The following is a 21,978-nucleotide window of genomic DNA, read 5'->3' on the forward strand; positions in this document are numbered from 1 at the left end:
TACACATTGTATTATGTATTAACTGTATACATATGTATACAAAATGTCAACTAGTAATCAAATGTGCATTTTAAAAATTAAAATGCAGTTTATAAAAAGTTTGTCTAAATTGTGAATTCGTTATATAGAGAGGCAAAAAAGTACTTACATTCAAAGAAATTTTTTTGTTATAGTAACAAATAGACCGGTTGGTATGGTGGGGGTGTGCTACGGAAATGGATACTAAATCGTTGATAATCGACAATGCAACGATTCTTTTCCAACAAAAAGGATATAAAGGTGTTGGACTTAACGAAATATTAAGAGTATGTAATGTTACGAAAGGTTCGCTTTATCACCACTTTCCTAATGGAAAAGAGGAATTATTAATTGCTTGCCTTCATTTTTAGAATGAAGTAATTACGTTGGATATCGTGGATATTTTTGAAAGATATCCGACAACGTTAGAAGCGACAAATTCAATGATTGAAAAGCTAATCGTCAATTTAGAAACGGAAGGGACGATTACGGGTTACACATTTAGCAGCATGGTAAGTGAAATGGCCACATTAAGTGATCCTGTACGAAAGGCTAGCGCCGAACTCTATGCAAAAATTCAAGGGATTTATTTTAAAAAGCTTATGGAAGATGGATATTCAAAAGAGTTAGCTTCCAATATTGCATTGATGATCACAGCCTCTATCGAAGGGGCAATGATGCTTTGTTTGGCCGAAACATCGGCAAAGCCGCTAAAAGTAATTTCGCAATTGTTACCCAATAAATTGAAGGAGTTTTAACAAGTGAATCATAAAAATATTAAAACAGGACCCATAATGGCTGCTCTTTTGGTAGCAGGCTTTGTTGGGCTATTTAGTGAAACCGCATTGAATATCGCCTTAGGTGAATTAAGCCAAATTTTTGGCGTGGATGCGACGACAATACAGTGGCTTGCAACAGGCTACTTTTTAACGCTTGGTATTTTAGTGCCGGTAACAGGAATTTTAATGCAAAAATTCACAACACGCCAAATGTTCATGGCGTCTTTATTTTTTTCAATCATCGGAACGGTTCTCGCTGCAGTAGCACCGGCTTTTAGCGTGTTATTGACAGCACGTGTCATTCAAGCAGCTGGACTGGCGATTATTTTGCCATTGACGCAAAATGTCATTTTTACGATTTTTCCACCGAATAAACGTGGTGGGGCAATGGGTGTGATGGGCTTAGTCATTTTGGCAGGTCCGGCATTCGGTCCTACATTGGCAGGGATGATTTTAGATACGTTATCATGGCATTGGATATTTTGGATTACGATTCCGTTCTTATTATTCTCCCTTATCTTTGGCTATTTCTATATTCCGAATGTCAATGAAACTCGACAAGTATCAATCGATATCCTGTCAGTTGTGTTATCGACGATTGGTTTTGGAGGAGTTGTATACGGTGTAAGTGTAGGCGGGGATCACGGTTGGACGAGTACGACGGTATTTGGCACGATCATCGTTGGGTTGATCGCCCTGATTCTCTTTGCAATTCGACAAACGAAGATGGAAAACCCAATGTTGAATTTAAAAGCTTTCAAGTACCCACTATTTGTACTTGGTCTTGCGATGAACATGATTACGTTCCTTAACATGTTATCGATGCTGGTTGTGTTACCAATGTATATGCAAATGGCTTTATTGGTATCTGCGTTCGCCACTGGGCTGATTATGCTGCCTGGTAGTCTATTAAACTGCGTTTTTGCCCCAATAATCGGGCGGCTATTTGATAAATATGGACCTCGTGCCGTGATTACACCAGGAACGATTCTCGTTGTCATTGGCTACGGGCTATATGGAATGTATGGTACAGAAACAGCACTATGGATTATGGTTGTTACGCATATCGTGATGATGCTTGGTATTGGTATGGTACTTGCTTCAGTACAAACGAATACATTGAATGCATTGCCAAAACAATTCTATCCAGATGGTATTGCGATTACGCAAACCTCTCAACAAGTAGCAGGGGCAATTGGTATAGCGGTCATGGTTTCGCTATTCTCAGCGAAGCAAAATGGCTACTTGACTGATGTGGCAAATGATTTACCGGCAGCTGCTGCCTCAGGTTCATCACTTGTATTTAAAATTAGTTTAATTTTCGCCATCGTGAATGTGGTACTTTCATTGTTCATGAAAAAACCGAAGTAACATATGCTCAAAGTATTATATAAGCTTAAAAAAACAGATCACCGTCTAGTAGGTGATCTGTTTTTTATTTTATATAAACGCTTCTTTCTCTAACGTAGTAGTATTTATTCATGAGCCATAATGTGCACAAATGTTTATAGAGTATATTGTTGTGCAGTCCATGTGACAACAATCGGACTTAGAAACGATTCATTTTCAATAAGAAGTAAGATATCGTAGAAGCAGGGAGAGGGATAAGAGAATGTTTTTAGATGAAAGAAGCGCCAATTTACTAAAACTATTACAGCATTCGCCCATTTCAAAAATGAAAGAACTTGAAGCACAAACCGGTCTGACAAGAAGGCAAATACAATATGGCCTGAATAAAGCGAATGACTGGCTCCAATTTCAAGGATATCAGCCCATTCAATATAATCGTGAAACAGGCTATTCCTTTTCTGGAAACATCAGAGATGAAGAATTGAACGTAAAACTGACAAAACGCAATTATATATTTTCAGAGACAGATAGAGAAAAAGTATTTTACCTCATGATTTTACTAAGCCAGGAAGAATTATCGGTCTATCATTTCCAATCGATCACAGGGCTTTCTCGAAATACTGTGTTGAAAGATTTAAAGCGGCTTAAGGAGAAAAACAAGAACATAGCGCTTAAGATCCAGTATTCCAAACAAGATGGTTACGTGATGAAGGGTGAAAGTCGATTAAAGAGATATATCATCGAACATCTCGTACATGATGTACTGAACAGCCCAAATAGTGAATTGATCTTGGAGTGCATATGGGGAAATCAAGAAAAACAAATAAGCTCAATCCGGTTACAGCTTGAAAGAATCGAGCGTAAATTGGGCATTACCTTTACGGATGAGCGGCTTTATGAACTGACATATTTGTTTTTATGTACAGATCAGCTCATTGGAAAAGGAGAAGAATTACAATCTGATCAGAGCTGGGCGCCTTTTGTTACAACTGAAGAATATAAAATGGTTGAGGAAATGACCAAAACCGATGCTTTTCAATCAATATGGAGCGAAACGGAAAATTTATACGCAACCTTACATTTACTAAGTATGAATAGAACGAAGGATATTTCCCCTCTTAAGGATGATGAAGTCATTCAACATCTTTTGCAGGAGATTGTGGAAGAGTTTGAGAGATTGGCTTTTGTTCATTTACATGATAAAGAACAGCTATGCCAACAATTGTACGTTCATTTTAAACCGGCTTATCATCGTCTAAAATATGGGCTCCCACAAATGAATCTGATGACAGAACGGGTGCAGAAGGTCTATCCTGAACTGCATCATCTGACCAAAAAATCTCTATGGTTATTAGAAAAAGAGATTGGCCGTTCAGTATCTGAAGAAGAAATAGCATACTTTACTATTTATTTTGGCGGATGGCTGCGCAAGCAAGGGACAACATTGGATGATCGAAAAAGAGCGATTGTTGTATGCCCGAATGGTATAGGAATCAGCAATATTCTCATTTATACATTGAGAGAATTGTTTCCGGATATTTTGTTTCTGGATGTTTTGTCTGTTCGAAATGCCGCTGAGTATCAACTGTCGTACGATCTTGTTTTTTCAACGGTGCATATGAGAACAAAAGCAACTTTATTTGTTGTACCGCCTATTTTAGAAATGCAGGACAAACATAAGCTGCGTCAGCAAGTCATGCAGGAATTGTATGGGTATACGACGGACAATGTAGATGGTGCCGCATTATTAAAAGTCATTTCCAAGTATGCAACCATTCATGAACCGGATCAGCTTGAAAAGGCACTTCAATCAAATGTGTATAATCACACACCAAAAGTAACCCAATTTTCTTTAAAGGAGGCAGAGAAGCCTGTGTTAGAAGAATTACTCAACATACAAACGATTCAATTAAAGTCGCATGTTTCAAATTGGAAAGAAGCCATTCAAGTCGCGGCCAAGCCTCTCGTGGATTTAGGAACTGTCGAAGAGCGATATGTGGAAGCCATGATTGAGGCTATCGAAACGAATGGCCCATATGTGGTCATCACGCCTGGAGTGGCCATACCTCATGCGCGTCCGGAGCAGGGAGTTCGCTCTTTATCCATGAGTCTATTGAAATTGGACGAACCTGTGGACTTCGCACCAAATAAACCGGTCCGGCTGATTATTGTTTTGGCAGCTGTAGATAACGATTCGCATTTGCGGGCATTAATTCAGCTCACTCAATTATTGAATGAACCAGCTAATATTGAGGAGATTTTACAGACTGCAGATAAATCTGTACTTATGGAGTATGTTCATAAATATTCAAAGGAGGAAGCGGAATGAAAATCATGGTAGTGTGCGGAAACGGATTAGGCAGCAGTTTCATAATGGAAATGAATGTGAAAAAAGCATTAACGGAAATGGGAAAAACAGCGGAGGTAGATCATACAGACCTTACATCTGCAAAAACAGTGCAAGCGGATATTTTCCTTGGAGCAGCGGATATTGTAGGCCAGCTAGATGATGGAACCCGAACAATCGTTACGCTTGAAAATATGATGAGCATTCCTGAAATCAAATCTAAATTAGAGTCGCATTTAGGATAAAAAAAGGAGAGATTGATATGAAGAAAATCATGGTAGTGTGCGGGAACGGATTAGGCAGCAGTTTCATTATGGAGATGAATGTGAAAAAGGCATTAACGGAAATGCGAAAAACGGCGGAGGTAGATCATACAGATCTAACATCCGCAAAAACGGTACAGGCGGATATTTTCCTTGGAGCAGCGGATATTGTAGGTCAGCTTGATGATGGGACTCGTACGATTGTTACCCTGGAAAACATGATGAGCATTCCTGAAATTACATCGAAATTAGCGTCACATCTGTAATTTAAAACAGAATGAAGAGGGGGAGAGGCAATGCTGGAACTTATCATGAATGACATCTTAGGTACACCTTCCATACTAGTAGGGCTGTTTGCTCTCATTGGCTTGCTGTTACAGCGAAAGTCCAGTGCTGATGTTGTATCCGGAACGCTAAAAACAGTTATGGGCTTCATTATCATTGGAGCGGGAGCGACAGTACTTGTTGGCGCCCTTGATATATTCAGTCAAATGTTCGATCATGCGTTCAATGTTCAAGGCGTCATACCAAATAACGAGGCCATTGTCGCAGCAGCACAAAGTGATTTTGGTACTTCGACTGCACTTATTATGGTATTTGGTATGGTTGTCAATGTTTTACTAGCTCGTTTCACGCCATTTAAATATATATTTTTAACTGGCCATCATACATTATTTATGGCTTGTTTAATTGCGGTGACCCTGTCGGTCGGAGGGCTTAACGGTGTTCCGCTTATCCTGGTCGGTTCTATTATATTAGGGGTATGCATGGTGTTGTTCCCTGCTATCCTTCAACCATACGTACGGAAGATTACCGGAAGCGATGATTTTGCCATCGGCCACTTTGGAACGATCGGGTATTTTGTTTCCGCTACTGTTGGAAAATGGTTTGGAAATAAGGAAAAGACGACGGAGCAGATTAAGGTTCCTAAATCTTTAGGATTTTTAAGGGACACTTCAGTCGCTGTATCATTAACGATGACATTGTTCTTTGTGATTGTTGCGTTGTTTGCGGGTCAAGACTATATTGAAACGAAACTATCCGGTGGTTCTAACTTCATCGTATTTTCATTCATCCAGGCCATTACATTTGCGGCCGGTGTGTACATCATTCTTGCGGGGGTACGGATGTTAATTGCTGAAATCGTTCCTGCCTTCAAAGGGATTGCGGATAAAGTGGCACCTGATACAAAGCCAGCGTTAGATTGTCCAACCATCTTTCCATTTGCTCCAAACGCAGTGATCATCGGGTTCTTATTCAGTTTTTTAGCTGGACTATTATCCATGTTCCTTCTTCCGGCAATAGGATTAAAAGTTATCGTTCCAGGGCTCGTACCACATTTCTTTACCGGGGCAGCTGCCGGTGTATTTGGAAATGCTACGGGTGGCCGACGTGGAGCGATGCTAGGATCATTTGCCAACGGAATCATTATTAGTTTTCTGCCGGCGGTTCTCTTGGTCTTCTTAGGAGATGTAGGGTTTGAAGGTACCACATTTGGTGATTCAGACTTCGGTGTGGTTGGTCTCTTAATTCTAAGTATTATGAAACTATTAGGATTATCTTAATCTGATATTGAATAAGGAAAAAATCATATATCTGCCAACAGCCTAAGATCTTATAGATAGTAGGCTGTTGGCATTTTTATTACATAATAGAAATTTATCATTTCCCGCCAGAAGACTCCCTCTTCAAGCGTGTGAAGGGCGAGAGCCCAACGGTAAGGGGGAGATGAATGGCCGGTTGGCATATGCCAAAGTAATCTTTTGACAAACGTATGTTCCTTGGTTAATAATAACTATAAGGGGGTGAAACCAATGGTCGTAAACAAAGCTTATAAATTTCGAATCTATCCAACTAAAGAACAATTAGTTCTAATCAATAAAACGATCGGCTGCTCCCGTTTTGTCTATAACTTCTTTTTAGGCAAACAAAAGGAGAAAGATGCCTACTGGTATATCTGTGAAGAAATGAAGCAGAACGGCCAATTACCCTCTAATGAATGGAAAGGTTCTTTTCTGAATAAATACGCAACAATCAAAGAACTTCCAGCTTTAAAGAAAGAGTATTCTTTCCTGAAAGAAGTAGACAGTATTGCCTTACAGAAATCGGTGGAAAATCTAGCAGATTCCTATAGTCGATATTATAAAAAGCAAAACAGGTCACCACGCTTCAAATCGAAAAAGAATCCTATCCAGTCCTACACGACTAAACATACGAATGGAAATATCGGAATAATTGGAAACAAAATCAAATTGCCAAAACTCGGTCTAGTTCGTTTTGCTAAAAGCCGCGAAGTCGAAGGGCGAATCATCAATGCCACAATCAGGCGGAACCCTTCGGGTAAATATTTCATTTCCGTTTTAGCCGAAACCAATGTACAAGTACTTCCTAAAACGAATCGTTCGTGCGGTGTAGATGTTGGTTTGAAGAACTTTGCTATTCTTTCAGATGGTACGGTCTATCAAAACCCAAAATTCTTCCGGACGGTCGAAAAAAAATTGGCCAAAGCACAACGGATTCTTTCAAGGCGACAAGAAATAGCCTTGAATCAAAATAAACCATTGACTGAAGCCAAAAACTATCAAAAACAAAAACGAAAAGTGGCTATCCTACACGAAAAAATTTCAAATGCCCGAATGGATTACTTACATAAAGTTTCTACCGAAATCATCAAAAACCACGATGTTATTGGAATGGAAAACTTTCAAGTGTCGAATATAATGAAAAGTCACAAACTAGCTAAAGCTATTAGTGAAGTATCTTGGTACCAATTCAAAAAAATGTTGAAATACAAAGCAAAATGGTATGGTAAACAAATCGTGACCGTATCTAAAACGTTTGCTTCTAGCCAATTGTGTTCTAGCTGCGGTTACCAAAATAAAGACGTTAAACATCTGAATCTTCGTGAATGGGATTGTCCTTTTTGTTCTACTCACCACGATCGAGATATTAACGCAGGACTCAATCTAATGAATGAAGCCATAAGGCTTCTAACCGTAGGAACTACGGGAGTAGCCTAATTAAAAATTGGCCGATAGGCTAATGTTCTTAGGAATCCCCCACTTCAATCAGACCATAAGGTCGATAAGTGGTGGGTAGTTCAAGAGGTGATGGTATGGATTATAAAGTAATTGTACTAGATTTGGATGGCACGACACTGAATGAAATGAATACGGTGAATGAGACACTGAAAAATTACTTAATCGAACTTAGAGAAAGTGGAAAGTTGATTTTTATTGCAACGGGAAGAACGTTAAAAGAAGTAAGAGACGTTTTGCCGGCTGATTTGAAAGTGGATGGAATGGTAACTGCGAATGGAATGTCTGCATTTATTGGAAAGAAGCAGATTGTCGAACACACTCTGTCGCCTGAACTTGTGGAAGAATTGGTCGCCAAAGCAGGAGAGGGAGAGATTTATTACGAAGTTCATCCGAACGACGGATCACGGATGGCATTACTTAAAGATAAAGTCTTTATGGTTAAACAGGGTTTGGGGCCCAAGCCTGCAACAGTCGAAGAAAATGAATGGCTATCAAGACAGGATGCAATAGATGGGAAAATCCACTGGTCAGAACAATTAGATATAAAAAGTGTCGCCAAAATCTACTTTTTCAGCAATGAAATGAATGTCATTCGGAAATGGAAAGCAGATTTGGAAAAGATCAAGCAGTATAATGCTTTTACGACTGCTTCTTCTACGCATCACAACGTGGAAGTGACTGTGGAAGGTGTCTCAAAAGCAACAGGCGTTCAAATATTACTGAAGCATTTCCAGCTAGCACCGGAAAATATCCTGGCAGTAGGCGATGGAGAAAATGACCTCCCTCTATTTAAACTCGCTGGGCATTGTACGGCCATGAAAAATGCCACTGACCTTGTCAAAGAACAAGCCGATGAAGTGACAGAGTATTCTTATAGAGAAGATGGCTTGTATCGCTTTTTGAAGAAAATGTTTCAATTACCTTAAGAAAGAACCCCTTGCTGTAGAGGAAGTACCCATAACGTTCATCTATTCTCTTATTTCTCATATAATATGTGTCTATCAATCTGACTTATGTAAACTTTAAAAACCCTAACTATCTCTTTTAGTTAGGGTTTTTTACGGAATTTCCAGGTCTACTTCAAGCCTTGCCTAATCCTTTCTTTTATAATCTAACCGGTTTACGTCACGAATCAGTGGTTAAAACTGTAAACGATAAAATGCATGTAGGTTGTCTTAATGGTCATAATGATTTTTAATCACAAAACTTTTTTAATATTGACGGTATCAATCTCTGACTTTATCATAACAACAGTAATGATAATCATTTTCAATTATGATTATCTCGTTGGAGAATTAGTTAAATAGGTATAGAAGACAGAAGGGGTGCAAAAAATGCGAGGATTTAATAAAGTAAGAACATTTGGAGGGGGAATATTAATCCTGTTATTTACTATTATGATGTTGTTAACAGGATGTAATACCTCTCAAAAAACGACAGAAGCAGAGAAGAAACAGAATTCTGCCGAAACAAAAAATCAAGAAATAAGAACAATTAAGCATGAAATGGGAGAAACAGAAATTCAAAATACTCCTACAAAAATCGTTACACTTGAGTTATCTTTCGTTGATTCTTTAAATGCTCTAGGAATAAACCCTATTGGAATTTCAGATGACAACAAAAAAGATATGATTACAAAACTTGTAGGTAAAGAAATAGATTATACTTCTGTAGGAACACGTGAACAGCCTAATTTAGAGGTTATTAGTTCTTTAAAGCCGGATTTAATTATTGCAGATGCTGAGCGACATAAAGGTATTTATAAAGATTTACAGAAGATTGCTCCTACCGTTATCTTAAAAAGTCGGGAATCTACATATCAAGAAAACTTGGATTCTTTTAAATCGATTGCAAAAGCAGTAAATCAGGAAGAGGCCGCAGAAAAAAGGTTAAGTGAGCATGAAAAAACGATTAAGGAACTTAAATCAAAGCTTAATGTTAATTCAAATATGACGGTTTTACCTGCAGTTGTTCGAGATACTTCATTCCAGGCTCATACTTCTTCTTCTTATGATGGAGAATTGCTTGAACGTCTGGGATTGAAAAATGCTATTCAGCAAGAACAACCACATGCTGAGATGAATCTAGAGCAGCTTGTCGAGATTAATCCAGATGTGCTACTTTTAGCGAACAATGAGGGTAAGTTACTTACTGATGAGTGGAAGGACAATCCTCTTTGGAAAGACCTAAAGGCTGTAAAAAACGGACAAGTTTATAGTGTTGATCGAGATTTATGGACGAGATACCGTGGTGTTGTATCCGCGGAGGCTATTGCTAAAGACACTTTAAAAATGCTAGATGAAAAATAAAGGAACAAAAGCGAAGTAAGAGATCTAATTCTTACTTCTCTTTCTATTAGTTATAAATTTTGTTAGGAAGTGTGTTGTATAGTCAATGGATACTGTAGTTAGAAGTAAAATGAAAGTGTATTGTACGGCTATAGCTGGAATAGTTTTGTTAATTTTAGGAGTTATAACAAGTATTTCTGTGGGAGCAGCTGATATAGATGTAGCAATGGTTTTGAAGTCCTTTTTTGAGGTGGACTCGTCTAAAGAACAGACTATTATAAGGACTCTTCGTTTACCTCGAGCTTTAGTTGGAGCATTAGTCGGTGCTAATTTAGCGGTGGCGGGTGCTCTTATGCAGGCTATTACCCGGAATTCATTAGCTTCTCCACAAGTATTTGGTGTTAATGCCGGTGCCTCATTTTTTATTGTGACATCTTTTGTTTTTTTTCCTAACCTCTCTTCTGTCTCTCTAGTTTGCATTGCATTTATTGGTGCAGCAGTGGGAGGAATGGCAGTCTATTCTTTTGCTTCGGGAGGAGGAATGACACAAGTAAAGCTGGCATTGGCCGGAATGGCTGTTCACTTTTTTTTATCTTCTTTAACGCAAGGTATGATTATCTTTAATGAACAAGCGAAAGATGTGCTCTATTGGTTAGTAGGATCTATTAATGGAAAAACATGGACGCATGTTAACGTGATTCTTCCATGGTCTCTTTCCGGGCTATTTGTTGCTGTATTGTTCTCTCGATCTGTTTCTATCCTTGTATTAGGAGAAAATATGGCGCAAGGACTTGGGCAACGGGTGTATCGAATCCGCATTTTAGCAGGGATATTGGTAATTATCTTGGCAGGATCTTCGGTGGCAGTCGCAGGCCCAGTGGGCTTTATTGGATTGATTATTCCTCATATTGTTAGGAGACTAGTGGGGGGAGATTATCGAAGAATCATCCCTTTTTCTGCATTATTCGGCGCTTTACTCTTAGTTTATGCAGATATTCTCGCTCGGTTTATCGCCTATCCTTTTGAGTCGCCGGTAGGAATTGTAACAGCTATAATCGGTGCGCCATTCTTCCTTTACTTAGCGAAGAGAGGCAGGAATATTAAACAATGAAACTAAAACAAAGGTTTGTGTTGAAACCAAATGTGTACCCTTATTCAATTCTCCTTCTGCTGATGGTAACGACGCTAATTTTATCAATGGTGAGTCTAGGGTTAGGGGCCATTTATATTTCACCTTTAGAAATTATACAAAATTTATTAGGAGATGGCATTCAAAGTCAGACGTTTATTCTGCACAACTACCGAATACCTCGTATTTTGATTGCTGTGATAGTAGGTGCGGGATTGGCAACAGCTGGAGCTATTCTGCAAGGTGTTCTTCGAAATCCATTGGCTTCTCCTGATGTGATTGGGGTAACAAAAGGGGCAGGATTGGCAGCGGTTATAGTAATTGTTTTATTTCCAAAATCGCCAATTATCATTCTACCCCTTTCAGCTTTTATCGGAGCGGCTATCATGGCGGCAATTTTGATGATATTTGTTTATAAAAAAGGAGCTCAACCAAATACAATAGCTTTGGTGGGAATTGCTCTAGGGGCAATATGTCAAGCAGGCATTGAGTATTTTATGGTCAAGTTCCCAGATGATGTGAATACGACACTCTTGTGGTTGACAGGCAGTCTATGGGGAAGAGGATGGGATCAAGTATTTATATTGCTTCCATGTCTTATTCTTGTCCCGGTATTAATTGGATTAACTTCTAAATTGGATGTACTGAGCCTTGGAGACGATATAGCTACAGGTCTCGGTGAAAGATCAAAAATTCTACGATTTATATTACTAAGTGTTTCTGTAATTTTAATTGGAGTATGTGTTGCTGCAGTTGGTTCTATCGGGTTTATTGGTTTAATTGCCCCTCATATTGCTCGAAGAGTAGTAGGATCTAAATTTAAGGTTTTACTTCCTGCTTCAGCTCTCTTTGGTTCTATCTTTCTACTCGTTGCTGATAGCCTAGGAAGAGGATTGTTTCCTCCAGTAGAAATACCCGCCGGAATAATCACAGCTGTGATTGGGGTGCCATATTTTTTATATCTATTACGTCGTGAACGAAAAAAAGCATAAGGAAGGCGGGAGATTATGACAACATTATCGGCAGAGAATCTTTCTCTCTCTTATGGAACAACTCAAATCCTGGATAATATCGATTTAGAAATTCCTGAAGGTAAGATCAGTATTATCATTGGTTCTAATGGTTGTGGCAAATCTACTATTTTACGGTCTCTAGCTAGATTATTAATACCGCAACAAGGTACGATCTATTTAGATGGAAAAGCTATTCATCATCAATCTTCCAAGGAAGTTGCAAAGAAATTGGCTATTTTACCCCAAGCTCCGGAAGCTCCTGAAGATATAACTGTTAAAGAGCTATGCTATTATGGGAGGCATCCACATAAAGGCTTATTTTCCAGACAAACTCCAGAAGATCATGCTATTGTAGACCGTGCGTTATCTGCAACAAAAATGACTGATTTTGCTGATCGTACATTGGATGCACTATCTGGAGGACAAAGGCAAAGAGCGTGGATTTCAATGGCTTTGGTACAAGATACGGATCTTTTACTGTTAGATGAACCGACAACGTATCTAGATTTAGCACACCAAATTGAAATATTAGAATTACTACGAGATTTAAATGTAACTTATGGGCGTACGATTGTCATGGTTTTACATGATCTAAATCAAGCCGCACAGTATGCTGATCATCTAATTAGCATTGTTAAGGGAAAAATCTATAAAGAGGGACATCCTGAAACAGTGTTTACAAAAGATATGATTAAGGATGTCTTTGGACTAGATTGTTGTATTATTGAGAACCCTGTTGATCAAACGCCACTTTGTATTCCAATTGGTTTATCTCAAGATAATTAAAAGTATTTTGGTTCTGGTGCAAAATCTACTCCTTAGAAACATAGATTCTCAGTTTCCATAAAATTGCCAGCTTATGAAGTTTACACGAACGATTATTTAAAATTTTTTCACCAATGAAGTCCAGGTATCTTTTCCGCGTTTTACTCATGGGACTTCTAAAAGAAGATGGATAAAAATCACAATCTTATATGTAAGTACAGAACCTATTTTGATTAGCTCTATTTCAAAATGGGTTCTTTCTGTTTGATGATAAGGGGGCAATTTTTCTAGGTTTATTTGGACAGTAATCTTGATGGGGATTTGGATATCAGGCCGTGAACGTGTTTCAAAGAAGAGGAAGAAAGAAATGGAGAAAATCGAAATTCAGAAATTGTAATGTTCTGTTATAGAGAGTGGATAACTTAATTCATTAAATGATCAGACTATTTATAAGTTGGCTAGGGAATATGACAAGGAATCTTAAAAAAATCATCATACAATAGAAGAAACTTGTCAAAAAGAATCCTTTGCAAAAGGCAGCATTTCACCAAGTGATCTTAAGAATCATGCTCATCAATTGCAACCATTTCTATTTGATTCCAAAGATTTTCTAATCTTTTTGATAATATAACCAACAAAAAGGGGCTTCTTCAAGCAAAACCACTGTTTACGGTGGTTCAGCTTGAAATATTCAAATAAACCACCTACTGTTCCTGATGATAAACTTTTAGGGAAATAATTATTTTGTGGTTCTGGAGCGAAAATAAACAGATAGCAAAAACAAAATAATCTCAGTTAATGGGATTATATAATCATACTTAAAGTTGAATTTCTATGATTAGAATATTCTGTATTTTGGTTATATCTATTTATTTTGTTGAAAAAATTTGAGGTTGATTAAGAATCCATTACGGCCTTAGCCCAATGAATCTCTTGTCACATATTGTTTATAGCAGTTTCTTTCCAATTCTCGCTTAGCTCTAATAAAAGCAATAAATTGTATCATTTCCTCTTCAGAAAGAGATATTCCATCGACAGCCAGCTCCAAATTTAAGGGATCCGTTAATTCCATGAATTGAACGGACTCTGTGGAAATCTCTTTAGGCAGAAAAGTTGAATGTTCAACTCTACCTAGAATGTAGTCAATCGAAGTATCAAATAAATCAGCCATTGACTTAATAGATTCTAATGATGGACGACGATATCCGGACTCGTAACCTGCATATGTACTCTTGGCAATCCCGAGTCGATCAGCGGTGTATTGCAATGACCATCTTTTTTTCTTTCTTAATGAGATAATTCTGTTTAATATCATTTTCCAGTACTCCTTCTTTTTCTTATTCTTATACCATTATAATAATATAAAATGTACGCGAAGCGAATAATATTTTGCTTGATTTCCCTCTTTTATAAAATTATAATACAAATAGCGTTCGCGGAACGCGAATTTTAATGAAAAATGCATTTATTTCTGTCGTTATACTTATAGTAATTGTAAATACCGATATAGGTAAGTTATAGAGGAGGTATAATTATGAAGAGGTTGATGCTTCTCACGACTGGTGGTACAATTGCTTCGTTAGAAGGGAAAAATGGACTGGTTCCAGAGATGAAAGCTGATGAAATTTTAGGTCATCTACCGGGTTTAGATTTACTCTGTCAGATTGATAGTAAGCCTTTGATGAATATTGATAGTACAAATATGCAACCGGAATATTGGTCTGAAATGGCAAAATCCATCCATGAACACTACCATGATTACGATGGCTTTGTAATCACCCATGGGACAGATACAATGGCCTACACTTCAGCTGCGCTCTCATATATGTTACAAGATGTAGAGAAACCAATTGTGGTTACAGGGTCTCAAATCCCAATTGCCTTTAAAAAAACAGATGCCAAAAGAAATATCTCGGACGCAATTCGGTTTGCTTGTGAAGGGATCGGAGGAGTATATGTAGTTTTTGATGGTAGAGTCATTCAGGGAACAAGGGCCATTAAATTGAGAACGAAAAGCTATGACTCGTTTGAAAGTATTAATTACCCTTATGTTGCTACTATATATAAAGATAAAATAGAGTATAATAAGTCTGTTCATTTATCAAAGAATAAGGAAGTTAAATTAGATACTTCCCTTTGTACAGATGTTGCTTTGGTAAAGTTACATCCTGGAATTAAGCCAGAATTCTTTGATTTTCTGAAAAACGAATATCAGGGGATTGTAATAGAAAGTTATGGAAGCGGCGGTATTCCATTTCACGGAAGAAACATTTTGGAGAAATTGAATGAATTGGCAGAGTGTGGAATATCTGTTGTCATTACTACTCAATGTTTAGAGGAAGGGGAGGATATGGATATATACGAAGTGGGGCGTAAAGTAAATCAGAATGTAATCATTCGTTCCAGAAATATGAATACAGAAGCCATCGTTCCTAAATTGATGTGGGTATTAGGCAAGACACAGGATCCACAAAAGGTGAAGGAAATGATGGAAACACCAATTGCAGAAGATATTACATTTTGAAACATGGGGGAGCAGGGGAAATGATGATAGACGAGAGAACATGCCGAATTGAGAAAGACTTTCTAGGTGAAAAGGAAATACCAGCAGATGTTTATTATGGAATACAAACTATGCGCGCTGTAGAAAATTTTCCGATTACCGGTTACAAAGTCAATGAAGAAATGATTCGTGCACTAGCCATGATAAAAAAAGCAGCCGCTTTAGCAAATATGGACACAAAACGTTTGTATGAAGGAATTGGAAGCGTTATCGTTAAAGCTTCAGATGAAGTGATTGATGGAAAATGGCATGAATATTTCATCGTTGATCCAATTCAAGGTGGCGCGGGTACATCGATGAATATGAATATCAATGAAATCGTTGCGAACAGAGCGTTAGAATTAATGGGGCACGAAAAAGGTGACTATGCAAAAGTTAGTCCAAACAGCCACGTTAACATGTCGCAGTCAACCAATGACGTATTTCCAACTGCTATTCATTTATCAACACTACGACTATTAGAGCAGTTAATAAAAACAATGACAAAGATGGCGTCAGTATTAAAGGCAAAAGCAAAACAATTTGATCATGTTATCAAAATGGGCCGTACACATCTTCAGGATGCAGTGCCAATTCGTCTCGGCCAAGAATTTGAAGCATATAGTCGCGTGCTAGAACGAGATATAAAAAGAATTAGTCAATCACGTCAGCATTTATATGAAGTGAATATGGGAGCAACAGCTGTTGGAACTGGATTAAATGCAGATCCACGTTATATCGAAAATGTTGTTACTTATTTAGCTGAAATTAGTGAATTGCCACTTGTAGGTGCAGAACATTTAGTAGATGCAACACAAAATACGGATGCCTATACTGAAGTGTCAGCTGCATTGAAAGTATGTATGATGAATATGTCTAAAATTGCTAATGATTTACGTTTGATGGCATCAGGGCCAAGAGCTGGGTTAGGTGAAATCTCGCTTCCGGCACGTCAACCAGGTTCATCAATAATGCCAGGAAAAGTAAATCCAGTAATGCCAGAATTAATTAATCAAGTTGCTTTCCAAGTAATTGGGAATGATAATACGATTTGCTTAGCATCAGAAGCAGGACAATTAGAATTAAACGTAATGGAGCCTGTACTTGTATTCAATTTATTGCAATCAATTAGCATTATGAATAATGCATTCAATGTCTTTACAGATTATTGTTTAGAAGGTATTGAAGCGAATGAGCAACATTTAAAAGATTATGTCGAACAAAGTGTTGGAGTGATTACAGCAGTCAACCCGCACCTTGGTTACGAAGTGGTTTCACGTATTGCACGTGAAGCGATTTTAAAAGGCAAATCAGTTCGCGAACTTTGCTTACAGTATGATGTGTTAACAGAAGAAGAATTAGATTTAATTCTAAACCCTTATGAGATGACAAAGCCTGGTATTGCGGGTGCTTCTCTTTTCGATCGAGAATAACTTTAATATATAGAATTTTTATTGGAAGAACTATGCCTATTATGCCCTAAAGGTTAAAGGCATAGTTCTTGATTTTTTTATTCTTAATTTGAACTTTTGAGTTAGCCTTTAGTGAAGGCTAACTTTTTTTAGATTTAGAAGCTATTTTGGGGGCAGCATTCTACCAAGACCCCATAGAAACGCATTGACTACTCCTAGAATTAAAGGCTAAGGAAACTAGGATGTTTCTGATATTACGTCCTTTGTTCAGAAATTTAGGGAAATATCATAGGCAAGTGTAGTATAAATTTAACTTGTACATGACATTTGTCATATGCTAGTCATGACACCAGGTACTAACAATGTCATTTTCTTTCCTTTATAATATGAATTAACAACAAAAACAAAAGGAAGTGCATTTGAATAATGACCATACAAAATACTAAAAACTTGAGAAAACAAGTTGCTCCTTTTGAACAATCAACCACAAAGGAAAGTATATGGCAGATTATCAATACGTTGGGGCCATTTATTATCTTATGGTACTTAACATATATAAGCCTTTCCGTTTCTTATTGGCTAGCATTAGTTCCAGCCGTGATAGCTGCTGGCTTCTTGACACGAATTTTCATTATTTTTCATGATTGTACCCATCATTCATTTTTTAAAAGCCGCCGTATCAATAGAATAGTGGGGACAGCTATGGGTGTTTTAACGTTATTCCCGTTTGATCAGTGGGGGCATGAGCATTCTGTTCATCACGCTACAAGTGGTAATTTAGATAAGCGAGGTACGGGAGATATTTGGACACTTACGGTGGATGAATATTTGGCAGCACCACTTAAACTACGTTTAGCCTATCGTTTTTATCGCAATCCATTGGTAATGTTCGGAATAGGTCCAATTTATGTTTTCCTTCTTAAAAATAGATTTAACCGAAAAGGTGCTCGAAAGAAGGAAAAAATGAATACCTATTTGACGAATGTACTAATCGTTGTTTTAGTAGGATTACTTTGCTTGGCAGTTGGTTGGCAGTCGGTTCTTTTAGTACAAGGTTCCATATTCTTAATATCAGGTTCAGTAGGCATTTGGCTGTTTTACGTACAGCACACATTTGAGGATTCTTATTTTGAAGAAGATAAGGAATGGGAATATGTAAAAGCAGCAGTGGAAGGAAGTTCTTTTTATAAGCTTCCAAAACTGATGCAATTCCTTACTGGTAATATCGGATACCATCATGTGCACCATTTAAGTCCAAGGGTACCTAACTATAAACTAGAAGAGGCACATAATAATACCCTTCCTTTAAAGAACGTACCAACGATTACTCTTGCTACAAGTTTACGGTCAATCCGTTTCCGCCTGTGGGATGAGGAAAATAAGAATTTTATTGGCTTCAAAGATTTAAGATATGTAGCGGAAAAAAGTGTTTCTGCTAAAGTGAAATCTGAGATTTAACTGCACCATTTATGGACAGACTCCCCTTGATTATAGGGGGAGTCTTTGATTAATATAAAACTGCCCGGTAAGGAGAGAACTTAAATGATTCGAATTGTAATTGCAGAGGATCAGGAAATGCTGTTAGAGGCAATGAGTTCCCTACTTAATTTTGAAGATGATATTGAAGTTGTCGGGCAAGCGCGTAATGGAGAAGAGGCACTTACACTTGTGCACCAATTACAGCCGGATGTTTGTATCATGGATATAGAAATGCCTGAAAAGAGTGGACTTGAGGCAGCAGAAGCTTTAAAGCCATTTGATTTCAAAGTAATTATTTTAACAACTTTCAGGAAAAATGGTTATTTTCAACGTGCGTTAAAAGCTAATGTAAGAGGATATTTATTGAAGGACAGCCCAAGCGACGAGTTAGCCTGTTCGATTCGCAGTATAATGGATGGAAAGCGAATTTACTCCCCCGAACTTATAGATCATGCTTCCAACAATAATGAACAGGATATGGGAGTGTTAGGACTGTTGGCCGATGCTCAAACCACAATTGAACCCTCTAATCAGCAAGGTAACACAATTGGGACTGTAAGAAAATATTTATCAACAATCAAAGATAAAATGAAATTACCAACCGGTTAGAAATTATTAACTTCACCCAAAAATAAACAACTTCTCAGGAATCTACTTGTGAGATTTATGTTGTAATAGATTAAAAATTCTTTTTGAACTCTTTTTCTATTGTGGAAAGGAGTTTTTGTTTTTTTATGACTGAAGGAGAAGAGTCACGGGTCGAAATCCTTCAAAAAACCGCAAGTATGCTGACCAACACTTTGCTTAATGTGTCATTCATTGCCATACATACACTTATGTAAAATTGTTGTAGCTTAGGTAATATGAAAAAGGTTTCTGTTTTGGTTGGAATATCAGTCTAAGAGAAGGCAGAACATAAAGGAAATTAAAAGGAACCTGAATCAATCGGTTCCTTTTAATTTTTCCTCATATTGTAAAATCTAATTAGAAGCATACGTGAAGGTTTATTCGTTAATAATTTTCAACTCTTTCAGAACATCTACTGTAATCGTCTTTGCTTTGCTTCCGCTTCCGTTAATGTTCGTTGCAAAGACCCATTTCCCTTTGTCTGTTTCGATGTAACCTACATACCAGCCTAATCCCAGATCGGAAAGGCGTGTACCTGTTTTTCCGTGGAGAACATATGAGTCTGCTTCTTCATTAATCATGATTCTCTTTACTGTTCTCATATGCTGTTTATCAAAGGGTAGTTTTTCTTCTACGAGGTTCTCCATAAAACGAGCTTGTTCTTGGGCAGATATTTTTATGCTGCTGTCAAGCCAGAAATGATCAATCCCACCGGATATATCCCTGTTACCATAATTGATTCGATTCACGTATTTCTGCATATCCTCTGCACCAATATCTCGGGCCATTTCTTGATAATACCAGATCACTGAATGTCTCATGCCTGAAGCCAGGGTATGATCCCTGTTCCAATCCTCAAATTCCCTAAGTACACCATCCCAGCGCTTCACTTCATATTCATCATGTACGGCTTTTGTCTGTAAGCCGATTAATGCATTTGGCACTTTAAAAGTCGATTCTGGAGTAAAGCGCACTTTACTTCTCTTTTTGTTATAGATATATACCTTATCAGTTTTAATGTTTTGTATTACGGTTGTCCCTTGTACCCCATCGAACGATTCCCCAACTTGCAGTACTTTCACCTTCTGGTTGTTTGCACTTACTTGAATGCTGCTCATTGAACCACTAAATTGGAGTACAATAAGCATTAGAAATACCTTTAGGGTTTTCATTTCACACTCTCCTTAAAGTCATGGATTGATGGATCAGCAGCAATGCAGGCCTTCATTACTGCAATCAAAAATAGTTAACAAGATTTGATAGCTAAAGTATACTTATTTCCGTTGAGAAACTAAACGATGTTTTTCTTATGCTGTGCCCATACAGATTAGAAGGGAAGGGAAAAATGGTGAGGATATACGAGGAGATTATCGAGGTCATTAATCATCGGCTAGCTCAAGGTTCATTGGTGACAGGGAGCAAGCTGCCTTCTATCAGGGCTTTATCGGACGAGCTCTCTTGCAGTAAAAACAGTGTGATCAAGGCGTACCAGGAAATGGAGAATAGACATTTAATCTATTCTGTTCCCAAGAGTGGTTATTATGTTGTCGAGGACTACTCTCTTCGCCAAAAGGGTCACATAGAGAATGAGAAAATAGATTTTTTGTCTGCAGGTCCCGATAAACATTCAATGCCATATCTTGACTTTAAACATTGCATCAACCAGGCGATTGATTTATATAAAGAAGAAATGTTTTCCTATTCAGAGATTCAAGGATTGCGTTCGCTTCGTTTAGAGCTAGCGAAGCATTTACAGGACCTCCAGGTTTTTACCGTACCCGAAAGAATATTTGTTGTAACTGGATCTCAACAAGCCCTTCATCTTTTTGTCTCACTTCCATTTCCTAACGGAAAGAATAATATTTGCATTGAACAGCCAACACATACTGGATTCATTGAATCTCTAAAACATCAGAATGCTGTTGTTTATGGAATAGAGGTAACGAAAACTGGGATAGATTTGCATGATTTGGAACAAATATTTAAAAAGAATAGCATCAAGTTCTTTTACATAACTTCAAGGTTTCATAATCCAACTGGTTACAGTTATTCGAATGCTGAAAAAAAGAAGATTGTGGAATTGGCACAACAATATGATGTCTATATCGTTGAAGATGATTATATGGGAGATCTTGATTTCAATTTGAAGCAGGACCCGATGTTTGCCTATGATACATCAGGAAGGGTTATCTATACAAAAAGCTTTTCTAAGATATTACTTCCTGGTTTGAGGCGGGCCTGACAGTCATACCTGACTCGATGAAAGAAGTATTTTTGCAGGCCAAATTTGCTGCAGATTTACATACCCCTGTTCTTACACAGGGTGCTCTAGAAATTTACTTCAAAAATGGAATGTTTCATGCACATATAAAAAAAATGAGGGAGATGTATAGAAACAAAGGAAGGCTATTACAAACAGCCTATAGAGATCATCTGCCTTCTTCTGCTTCTTTTTCCGGTTCATTATCGGGTTTTTATTCAACCATTGAATTACCTTATCCTCTAAAAGCTAAACATCTCATTGAACATTTAATGATGGAAAGTGTGTATGTGGACGATGTTGGAAAAATGTACATGCCAGAATGTAAAAAAGAAAATGTTATTCGACTTAGTGTTTCTCAAATTGAAGATGATTCTATCAGTATTGGTGTACAAAAAATTGCCGAATCTATTAGGAAACTTCTTAAACAGAGAAACATGTCTATGTGAATTTATGTAAAATATGACTAGGTGACAACTAATTAATTCAAAGAACCTAATTTAGAATCTGTTTCTGGGAATGGTGAAGCACATGTCTTAGTAAGCAGAATAACTCTAAAGAATAGAAGATAACTAGCTAAATTAAACCTCTATAAAATTCTGAGAAACGGGAGATTACACTTTATATTAAGGGAATATAGTGTAAATAGATCTGCTATACTTTAT

The 21,978-nt window shown here is 37.6% G+C and carries 18 protein-coding genes and 2 pseudogenes; 18 read left to right on the forward strand and 2 right to left on the reverse strand.

From position 1 onward, the window contains the following. The first annotated feature begins 215 nt into the window (after positions 1-215). The 13 genes from JFU50_RS30765 (at position 216) to JFU50_RS14560 (ending at position 13,014) form a co-directional block, all read left to right on the forward strand. Positions 216-389 carry a TetR/AcrR family transcriptional regulator gene (locus tag JFU50_RS30765; RefSeq protein ID WP_242489049.1) on the forward strand — a complete coding sequence of 58 codons (174 nt, stop codon included), beginning with the start codon at positions 216-218 and terminating at the stop codon, positions 387-389. 24 nt (positions 390-413) lie between these two features. Then, positions 414-776 carry an LmrA/YxaF family transcription factor gene (locus JFU50_RS14505; protein ID WP_446728182.1) on the forward strand — a complete coding sequence of 121 codons (363 nt, stop codon included), beginning with the start codon at positions 414-416 and terminating at the stop codon, positions 774-776. A gap of 36 nt (positions 777-812) precedes the next feature. Beyond that, on the forward strand, positions 813-2,168 hold the full coding sequence (locus tag JFU50_RS14510; RefSeq protein WP_201225086.1) for a DHA2 family efflux MFS transporter permease subunit: 1,356 nt from the start codon (positions 813-815) through the stop codon (positions 2,166-2,168). Between the two features lie 241 nt (positions 2,169-2,409). Beyond that, positions 2,410-4,476 (forward strand): BglG family transcription antiterminator, encoded by a 2,067-nt coding sequence (locus JFU50_RS14515; protein WP_201223047.1) that lies wholly within the window; start codon positions 2,410-2,412, stop codon positions 4,474-4,476. Further along, entirely contained in the window at positions 4,473-4,739 is a 267-nt protein-coding gene (locus JFU50_RS14520; protein WP_056520029.1) for a PTS sugar transporter subunit IIB, read from the forward strand. The genes JFU50_RS14515 and JFU50_RS14520 overlap by 4 nt, the downstream gene beginning before the upstream one ends. Positions 4,740-4,756: 17 nt before the next feature. After that, complete coding sequence (locus tag JFU50_RS14525) at positions 4,757-5,023, forward strand: PTS sugar transporter subunit IIB (protein ID WP_201223048.1); 267 nt, start codon at positions 4,757-4,759, stop codon at positions 5,021-5,023. 30 nt (positions 5,024-5,053) lie between these two features. Next, positions 5,054-6,322, forward strand: a complete 1,269-nt coding sequence (locus JFU50_RS14530) for a PTS ascorbate transporter subunit IIC (RefSeq protein ID WP_053347685.1) — start codon at positions 5,054-5,056, stop codon at positions 6,320-6,322. 249 nt (positions 6,323-6,571) lie between these two features. After that, positions 6,572-7,777, forward strand: coding sequence for an IS200/IS605 family element RNA-guided endonuclease TnpB (gene tnpB, locus JFU50_RS14535; protein ID WP_201223049.1), 1,206 nt, complete (start codon positions 6,572-6,574; stop codon positions 7,775-7,777). Between the two features lie 95 nt (positions 7,778-7,872). Further along, positions 7,873-8,724, forward strand: a complete 852-nt coding sequence (locus JFU50_RS14540) for an HAD family hydrolase (RefSeq protein ID WP_201223050.1) — start codon at positions 7,873-7,875, stop codon at positions 8,722-8,724. Between the two features lie 408 nt (positions 8,725-9,132). Further along, complete coding sequence (locus tag JFU50_RS14545; protein ID WP_201223051.1) at positions 9,133-10,107, forward strand: ABC transporter substrate-binding protein; 975 nt, start codon at positions 9,133-9,135, stop codon at positions 10,105-10,107. An 85-nt stretch (positions 10,108-10,192) separates the two neighbouring features. Next, positions 10,193-11,197, forward strand: a complete 1,005-nt coding sequence (locus JFU50_RS14550) for a FecCD family ABC transporter permease (RefSeq protein WP_201223052.1) — start codon at positions 10,193-10,195, stop codon at positions 11,195-11,197. Further along, positions 11,194-12,207 carry a FecCD family ABC transporter permease gene (locus JFU50_RS14555; RefSeq protein WP_201223053.1) on the forward strand — a complete coding sequence of 338 codons (1,014 nt, stop codon included), beginning with the start codon at positions 11,194-11,196 and terminating at the stop codon, positions 12,205-12,207. Before JFU50_RS14550 ends, JFU50_RS14555 begins: the two co-directional genes overlap by 4 nt. A gap of 15 nt (positions 12,208-12,222) precedes the next feature. Next, entirely contained in the window at positions 12,223-13,014 is a 792-nt protein-coding gene (locus tag JFU50_RS14560) for an ABC transporter ATP-binding protein (protein WP_057214114.1), read from the forward strand. An 895-nt stretch (positions 13,015-13,909) separates the two neighbouring features. On the opposite strand, the gene JFU50_RS14565 is transcribed toward JFU50_RS14560, so the two are convergent. After that, a complete protein-coding gene (locus JFU50_RS14565) occupies positions 13,910-14,308 on the reverse strand; it encodes a helix-turn-helix domain-containing protein (protein WP_201186675.1) in 399 nt (132 codons plus the stop codon). Positions 14,309-14,527: 219 nt separating this feature from the next. Here JFU50_RS14565 and JFU50_RS14570 point away from each other — a divergent pair, with 219 nt between their 5' ends. From JFU50_RS14570 to JFU50_RS14585, 4 genes and pseudogenes are all read left to right on the forward strand, one after another. Then, the gene (locus tag JFU50_RS14570; protein ID WP_053347682.1) at positions 14,528-15,517 is read left to right on the forward strand and encodes an asparaginase; all 990 of its coding nucleotides are present in this window, start codon (positions 14,528-14,530) and stop codon (positions 15,515-15,517) included. A 20-nt stretch (positions 15,518-15,537) separates the two neighbouring features. Further along, positions 15,538-16,968 carry an aspartate ammonia-lyase gene (aspA, locus tag JFU50_RS14575; protein WP_053348174.1) on the forward strand — a complete coding sequence of 477 codons (1,431 nt, stop codon included), beginning with the start codon at positions 15,538-15,540 and terminating at the stop codon, positions 16,966-16,968. Positions 16,969-17,373: 405 nt separating this feature from the next. After that, positions 17,374-18,405 carry a fatty acid desaturase gene (locus tag JFU50_RS14580; protein WP_053347681.1) on the forward strand — a complete coding sequence of 344 codons (1,032 nt, stop codon included), beginning with the start codon at positions 17,374-17,376 and terminating at the stop codon, positions 18,403-18,405. Positions 18,406-18,489: 84 nt separating this feature from the next. Continuing rightward, a pseudogene (locus JFU50_RS14585) lies at positions 18,490-19,061 on the forward strand (response regulator). A gap of 369 nt (positions 19,062-19,430) precedes the next feature. On the opposite strand, the gene blaOXA reads toward JFU50_RS14585, so the two are convergent. Beyond that, complete coding sequence (blaOXA, locus tag JFU50_RS14590; RefSeq protein WP_201186673.1) at positions 19,431-20,225, reverse strand: class D beta-lactamase; 795 nt, start codon at positions 20,223-20,225, stop codon at positions 19,431-19,433. A 173-nt stretch (positions 20,226-20,398) separates the two neighbouring features. Between blaOXA and JFU50_RS14595 the strand changes: the two are divergent. Beyond that, positions 20,399-21,762 (forward strand): annotated as a pseudogene (locus tag JFU50_RS14595) (aminotransferase-like domain-containing protein). Positions 21,763-21,978 lie beyond the last annotated feature (216 nt).

The sequence above is a fragment of the Peribacillus sp. TH14 genome (assembly GCF_016651145.1).
Taxonomy (GTDB): domain Bacteria; phylum Bacillota; class Bacilli; order Bacillales; family DSM-1321; genus Peribacillus; species Peribacillus butanolivorans.